General features: G+C 43.6%; 6 protein-coding genes. All 6 read right to left on the reverse strand.

From position 1 onward, the window contains the following. Nucleotides 1–269: 269 nt before the first annotated feature. Nucleotides 270–929 (reverse strand): YggS family pyridoxal phosphate-dependent enzyme, encoded by a 660-nt coding sequence (locus AM228_RS11470; RefSeq protein ID WP_054466254.1) that lies wholly within the window; start codon nt 927–929, stop codon nt 270–272. Nucleotides 930–1,177: 248 nt separating this feature from the next. Then, nucleotides 1,178–1,444: a transcriptional coactivator PipX gene (gene pipX / locus AM228_RS11475; protein WP_054466255.1), complete on the reverse strand. Its 267-nt coding sequence runs from the start codon at nt 1,442–1,444 to the stop codon at nt 1,178–1,180. Between the two features lie 160 nt (nt 1,445–1,604). After that, nucleotides 1,605–3,194, reverse strand: a complete 1,590-nt coding sequence (locus tag AM228_RS11480; protein ID WP_082348844.1) for an anthranilate synthase component I — start codon at nt 3,192–3,194, stop codon at nt 1,605–1,607. Further along, on the reverse strand, nt 3,191–4,228 hold the full coding sequence (locus tag AM228_RS11485; protein WP_054466256.1) for an energy-coupling factor transporter transmembrane protein EcfT: 1,038 nt from the start codon (nt 4,226–4,228) through the stop codon (nt 3,191–3,193). Before AM228_RS11485 ends, AM228_RS11480 begins: the two co-directional genes overlap by 4 nt. 106 nt (nt 4,229–4,334) lie before the next feature. Continuing rightward, a complete protein-coding gene (gene der, locus AM228_RS11490; protein WP_054466257.1) occupies nt 4,335–5,696 on the reverse strand; it encodes a ribosome biogenesis GTPase Der in 1,362 nt (453 codons plus the stop codon). A gap of 189 nt (nt 5,697–5,885) precedes the next feature. After that, nucleotides 5,886–6,284, reverse strand: coding sequence for a hypothetical protein (locus AM228_RS11495; protein ID WP_054466258.1), 399 nt, complete (start codon nt 6,282–6,284; stop codon nt 5,886–5,888). Nucleotides 6,285–6,379 lie beyond the last annotated feature (95 nt).

The raw sequence follows: 6,379 nt of genomic DNA on the forward strand, positions 1-6,379 counted from the left end.
TTTCTGCATGAACGAATCGCACCTTTTAATATATTATAAGTGTCTCGGCGGTTTTGACATTTCTGGATCAATTATCTTAAGTTTTTTATTTTTTTGCTACAGATTGGCAGTTAGCGATCGGGTTGGTTGGTGGTTGGTGGTTGGTGGTTGGTGGTTGTTGGTTGTTGGTTGGTGGTTGTTGGTTGGTGGTTGTTGGGTAGGGATTCTTTGGTTGTTCGGACAACAAATAACTAACAACAAATAACAAATAACAAACAACAAATAACAATCTACCTAAATAAAATTTGTCCCAAGCGGACGATAGTGGCACCTGCTTGGACGGCTAAGGGGTAGTCCCCGGACATTCCCATTGATAAATCTTCCATAGAAATATGCGACCAATTTTGTTGCGCGATCGCTTCACTCAACTGACGGGCTTGGTGAAAAAAATCTAGGTTTTCGATTTCATTTAAGCCCAAAGGAGCAATCACCATTAAGCCTCTAATCTTTAAATTAGTGCAATCATTTAAAGCGGGTAATTCTTGCATCAGTTGCTCAATTTCCCAGCCAAATTTATTCGGATCTGGTAATATTTTTACCTGTAAAAGTATTTGCGGCTGCCTAGATAATTCCCCCGCTAGTCGGTTTAATTTTTGGGCTAAAGCTAAACTGTCAACGGAGTGAATCCAGTCAAAAAGTTCTAAGGCTTTTTTGGCTTTATTGGTTTGCAGATGACCGATTAAATGCCAGGTAATGTCCGATAAATCTGGTAATTGAGCTTTTTTTTCCTCCATATCTTGAATTTTATTTTCCCCAAAATCTCTAATTCCGGCGGCATAAGCGGCTCTAATTTCCTCAACGGAGACATATTTACTGACGGCAACCAGGCGCACGTTGGCCGGTAGGTTTTGGCGAATGTTGGTAATTTTTTCTCTGATGGCTTGATTCATCATTATCAATAATTTAAATAGGGTAAAATGGGTTAAATATGGTTATTGACTAATGTTGACTATAAATTTTAATAAATTGAGGACTAATCTTATGGCGATCGTCAATAATTAATAGACCAGAGTAGCTCGACAGGATTTTTACAGGAATATGAGAGTTATGAAATAGCGATCGCGCTCAGATAGCGCTCAGACCGCGCTCAAAATATTACCTGTTTAGCGAAAATCCTGAAGGTTGCCTGAAGTTTTAATTAAAAATTACGCTGATGAACTTTCATTAGCTCTTGATATTCACTCATTTGTCGATTTCGCCGCAACATTCGCAATCGGTTTTCTACATTAATTCGCGCCTCATTCCGGGTAATGGGTTGAAATTGCAAACCATCGGGGTGGTTAGAGACTAAAAAATAGAGACGTTGGGCATAGAGAGTTGTGAATAATTCCTGATTATCCGCAATCAGACAAATTCGATAAAGCAGGCCAAAGTTAGGATGATTGATATAAGTTTCAGTGCTCATTCAAGGTTTGATCCAGCAATTGGTCTAAATTTTACAGAACTTACGCAAAGAGTCTCTAATTGGGGCAACCACCGCCACGGGAGAGCACCTACCAACTGTTCTTGCGGATATATCCGCGCTGCGTAAGTCCTATTTTAGGTGAAATGACAAAGAAATCTTATCAGGTATTTGGATCGCTGATTCTCGCAATTTGTAAAGCTGCTAATTGAGCTTGGGCTTTATGCAGGGACTCATGCCACTCTTTTTCTGGATCGCTGTCGGCGACAATTCCCGCACCCACTTGCCCAAATACGCGGGAGGATGCGGAGGCTGAGGCTTTGGTAGAAGTGGAGAGGGGGCTGTTGGCATCAGGATAGGTTTCCCCGTGAGTACATAATAATGTTCTAATTAAGATGTTTAGGTCGAGATTTCCCCGCCAATCAAGATAACCACAAGATCCATAGAATAAACTGCGCCGTACAGGTTCGAGTTCTTCGATGATTTCCATGCAACGAACTTTAGGACAGCCGGTGATGGTGCCCCCAGGAAACATGGCGCGGATCAGGTCGATGCCATTGCAGTCGGGACGCAAAGTGCCGATCGCATTACTGACTAAGTGCATTACATGAGAATATCGCTCGATGGTCAAGAGTTCATCCACTTGCACGGAACCCCATTGACAAACTCGACCCAGGTCGTTCCGTTCCAGATCCACCAGCATGATATGTTCAGCCCGTTCTTTGGTGTTGGTCAAGAGTTCTTGGGCAAGTTGGCGATCCTTTTCTGGGGTGACTCCGCGCGATCGCGTCCCGGCAATCGGTCGAGTTTCCGCTTTTCTCCCTTGCAATTTTACTAATCTTTCGGGAGAACAACTGATCATTTCGCCCCAGGGGGTTTGCCAGTAACTCGCAAAGGGAGAAGGATTAATGTTTTGTAAGGCTTGATAAATCTGCCAACTGTTGCGGCTAATTTCCGCTTCAAAGCGTAAGGACAAATTTGCCTGAAAAATATCTCCCGCTTGAATATATTTTTTTGCTTGACGCACCATCTGTTCATATTCCCCTTGGTTTACCTGAAAATGGGGATCGATGGCAGGTAAATCGGTGACTAAGCCCTGATTTTGGGAGAAATTTGGCGCTAACTTTTCTGCCTTAATAGCCTTAATAGTTTCTAATCGCTGTTCCATACTATCAAGATCCCTGGGTTCACTAGCGGCTAACCAAAGGATTTGCTCCAGGTGGTCTAAGATGGCAAATTCTGCGGGTTCATACCAATAAGCCACGGGAAAAGGTAGGGGATCTGTGTTAATTTGGGGCAGTTTTTCCACTTCCCAAGCGAAGTCATATCCTAGCCAACCTAACCAACCGCCGGTAAAAGGTAAGGAAGGGTCTGGCAATAATCCGGGCAACACCGCAGACTTGTGCGAAAATTTGCCTTGTTTGCGGGCTTCAATTTGCTGCCAAAGTTGCTGCAAAAAGGGAAATATTTCTCCTAATGGCGGTGTCCAAATTTGTGGCTGATTTTGTACGATCCGAGGGGTTCCAGCGCAGATGGAATATCGGGCTAATGCCTGACTTTCCAAGGGTTTGGTTGCCGGACTTTCTAATAAGGTGGCGATGTTGCCGTTGGTGCGAAATAAGGCGGCAAAAACTTGGGATCCGGTACGTTTTTGCAAAGGGAGCGATCGCCAATACCACGGCTGACTTGGCTGTATTTGTGGCTGTATTTGTTGCTGGATTTGTTGTTTTTTTTGGTGTATTTGTTGATTCATGCTTGCCATCCCCAGGTTAATCTTAATCCCCACAATATAAACAAACCGGCGATCGCTAACCAATCAACTCTTTTGAGGCGCAATTGATGCCACTGCACCCGATGCTCATTGGGACTGGTAAAGCCGCGTACTTGCATACTATTAGCAATTTGAGAGGCTCGCAAAAGCAGGTTTTCTAATAACCGTTCTACCACCGTTAACCAAACTTTCACGGAACGACGCCAACCGAGTTTTTTCCAGTTAATTGCCCTAGTGCTAACGGCTCTAATTAAGTTTTGCACTTCTTCTAAGACTAAGGGAATAAATCGCAAAGATAAAGTTAAGGTAAGGGTGATTTCTGTGACTGGCAAATTGAAGCGTTGTAACGGACTCATTAAATCTTCCAGTCCGGCGGTGATTTCTTCTGGGGCGGTGGTGAGTAAATAAAGATTGGTGCTGTAAATTAAGGTAAATAATAATGTGCTGACTCGAATACCTAAGTCTAAAGAACGACGGGTAATTTTCACTGGCCCTCGATCGAAAATAACATAACGATAATCCGTGGGCTGGGGTAAATCAATCTCCGATGATAATTCCTGATTTTTGTCAGTTTTTTTGGTCGCGTCTGTGCCATCTTTTGGCTGTTTGGCTTCAGAATTGGTAAACCAACCAAAGGGATCGTACCACGGTTGACGAGTGGCAGTGGTTGGCTGGGTTGGGGCTGTGGTGACGAAGGTAATTTCCGAGGCAGGAAGACGCCTTTGGTGTTCAATGGCTAATCCATCTGGGGCGATCGCTGTGATGCACAATACCATAACACTAAAGATTAGTAACCAGCCCATTTGTTGTCGCCAAACCCGCATGGGAATCATGGCGGTAAAGGTTAAAATAATTAGTAAACCAACTAAGGCAATTCGCCAAGGAATATTTCCTAACAACGGGGCTAAAAGAAAACTCAGCAACCAGATTAATTTTACCCGTGCATCTAAGGAATGTAGCCAGGTAATTGGTTGTTCTAAATAAAGTCCCAGAGGCAGCGATCGCAATAAATCCATTTTCTAAATGTTATTAGTTGTTGGTTGTTGGTTGTTGGTTGTTGGTTGGTGGTTGGCATTAATTGATAATTGATAATTATCAATTATCAATTATCAATTATCAATATTACACTCGCACCGCCCGATTTGCTCCAGACCTTTCTCCATCACGGGCTTTTTTGCCCCGCCAAACAAACCGAACGGGTGTCCCTTCAAAGCCTAACTGATCGCGAAATTGTCGTTCTAAATAACTGCGATAGTTATCTTTAAACCGTTTTGGATCGTTGACAAATAGGGCGATCGTGGGTGGTTGGCTTCTGATTTGAGTTCCATAGTAAATCTTCCCTTGACGCCCTTGCCGCGAGGTCGGTGGAGTATGCCAACGCACGGATTCTTCGAGCACTTCATTAATCACCGAAGTAGAGACGCGACGGCGATGTTGACTCACCACTTGATCCACTAAATCCAGAATATTCGGCACTCGCTTGCCGGTCAATGCACTGGTAAAAATCGTCGGTGCCCAATTGACAAAATAGAGACGATCTTTAATGTCTCGTTCATAGTCATAAATGGTCGAAGAATCTTTTTCAATTAAATCCCATTTATTCACCACGATCGCACAAGCGCGACCTTCATCTTCAATCCGTCCGGCGAGTTTTTGGTCTTGTTCCGTGACTCCATCCACCGCATCAATCACCAGCAACACCACATCAGATCGGCGAATGGCTTTAAATGCCCGATTAATACTAAAAAATTCCACTCCGTAATCGATATTTTTCTTTTTGCGAATTCCCGCTGTATCAATCAGGCGATAAACCTGATCGTCCCGTTGCACCACCATATCAATAGTATCGCGAGTAGTGCCGGAAATTGGGCTAACAATTGCCCGTTGTTGACCGACTAAGCTATTTAATAAACTGGATTTACCGACATTCGGACGCCCCACAATGGCAATTTTAATTTCTTCGATTTCGGGAATTGCATCGACCGGGGGAAAATAGGTAATCAATTTGTCTAAAAGTTCACCAGTTCCATTGCCGTGAATACTGGAAAGAGGAAAAGGTTCGCCCAGTCCTAAATTCCAAAATTCGGCGGCTTGAGTCAGACCCATTGTTTCTGATTCACATTTATTCACTGCCAACAATATGGGCACTTTTTGTTGTCGTAACCATTGGGCGATTTCTTCATCCCCAGAGGTCAAACCCGCTTGACCATCGACCACAAAAATGGCGGCAACTGATTCCGTGAGGGCAGTCAAGGCTTGTTCTCTAATTAACGGCAAGAATTCCGTGTCGTCGGCAAAGACTAAACCCCCGGTATCGACGACTTGAAAATCCCGATCGCCCCAAAAGGCTTGTTTGTAGGTGCGATCGCGGGTGACTCCCGGTTCATCATGGACGATCGCATCTCGCGTACTCGCCAAACGATTCACCAGGGTGGACTTACCGACATTCGGTCGGCCAATAATAGCTACTATAGGCAGAGGCATTCTTTAATAGTTCCTGCTAAACGAATAAAAAATAGCAATTATATGATTATACTATTTTTTATCACAATTTTGCCAAATTATCAGGTTTATTTAATCTTTTTTGATTGATTGGTTCATCGAGTGACCATTGAGGGTGCGGTTTTACCCTGCCCCCCTGCCACTCTTTCTTCAAAATTGCGCGATTCCCGCCTATTGACAAGTTAAAAACTGATTCACGGCAGCAAATCCTTTGGGTTTTTCCTCCCCTACTAGCTGGTTAAAATATGGCTTATTTTGCAGCAAAATTACCCTGGCTGTATCTAACTGGGTATTCTTAAAAACTAATTCCCTTTTCGCATTCAGAGTAATATTTTCCGCCACGGGAACCGAGGGTAAAGACTGGTAAGTAAAAATTGTATCGCCTCCTTGTTCTTGGACGATCAATGTTGCATTTTGTCCCAGGCTTTTTTCCGGGTCTTTTGTGGCATCATAAGTGCAAATTCGCCCTAGGTTACTTGTTGGGGCGCTGGTACATCCCGCTAGGGCTGCTAAGAGAGAGGCGATCGCTAAATTTAGACTTAGTTTTAGACTCGGTTTAAGTTTAATCATTTTTGTCTGATTTGTCTGATAAATTGGCTTGACGAAAGAAACCGGGTTGGTTCTATAAATATTGGTTTGGTATCATACAGCGGTTTCGCCCCTAC

It is taken from the genome of Planktothricoides sp. SR001 (assembly GCF_001276715.1).
Lineage (GTDB): Bacteria > Cyanobacteriota > Cyanobacteriia > Cyanobacteriales > Laspinemataceae > Planktothricoides > Planktothricoides raciborskii.

Bases quoted from the DNA above. Each gene is read 5' to 3' on its own strand.
- AM228_RS11470 (WP_054466254.1), bottom strand. From the start codon at position 929: ATGAATCAAGCCATCAGAGAAAAAATTACCAACATTCGCCAAAACCTA.
- pipX (WP_054466255.1), bottom strand. From the start codon at position 1,444: ATGAGCACTGAAACTTATATCAATCATCCTAACTTTGGCCTGCTTTAT.
- AM228_RS11480 (WP_082348844.1), bottom strand. From the start codon at position 3,194: ATGAATCAACAAATACACCAAAAAAAACAACAAATCCAGCAACAAATA.
- AM228_RS11485 (WP_054466256.1), bottom strand. From the start codon at position 4,228: ATGGATTTATTGCGATCGCTGCCTCTGGGACTTTATTTAGAACAACCA.
- der (WP_054466257.1), bottom strand. From the start codon at position 5,696: ATGCCTCTGCCTATAGTAGCTATTATTGGCCGACCGAATGTCGGTAAG.
- AM228_RS11495 (WP_054466258.1), bottom strand. From the start codon at position 6,284: ATGATTAAACTTAAACCGAGTCTAAAACTAAGTCTAAATTTAGCGATC.